We start from the raw sequence: 507 nt of genomic DNA on the forward strand, positions 1-507 counted from the left end.
AGAAAAGATAGGCCACGGCCGGCGTTAGAAAGATCAAACGCTCGCGGCTTTCGCGGTCCCATTGGCTCTTCGGTCGGGAGCCCGGGATACTGTCGACCACGCTAAATCTCATCGCTCGGTTCGTCTCATTCTGTACACTTTACGGCGGCCGAACGCCGGCATTCGAGATTGAAGGGCTGCGGAGCGGGCGGTAGGATGACGACCGCCCGCGTGGACGGAACGCTATTTGATGTAGCCTGCATCTTTGAGCAGCTTGGTGACATCACCGTTCGCTTTGTCCATCGCCTCTTGTGCGGTCGCTTCGCCGATGATGGCGCGATTGACCTGGAGGCCGATCGCGTCAATCATCTCGAAAGTCAGCGCGTGACGCGGGCGGCCTTCCATCCAAGCCTTTTTTGCGGCCTCGTAGAGCGTGGGCACCCAAAGCTGAGCTTTCTGGACCTCGGGGTCCTGGAAGGCAGAGTGGCGGGACGGCGGCGCTCCGGCCAGCACTGCTGCCTTGTGAAC

Annotated in this window: 1 protein-coding gene; it reads right to left on the reverse strand. The window is 60.7% G+C overall.

Annotation, left to right across the window (positions count from 1 at the left end; genetic code table 11):
• Positions 1-222 precede the first annotated feature (222 nt).
• A partial coding sequence (locus EN750_RS39815; RefSeq protein ID WP_210212815.1) for a hypothetical protein occupies positions 223-507 on the reverse strand: 285 nt, incomplete at its 5' end.

The sequence above is a fragment of the Mesorhizobium sp. M7A.F.Ca.ET.027.03.2.1 genome (assembly GCF_003999175.1).
GTDB lineage: Bacteria > Pseudomonadota > Alphaproteobacteria > Rhizobiales > Rhizobiaceae > Mesorhizobium.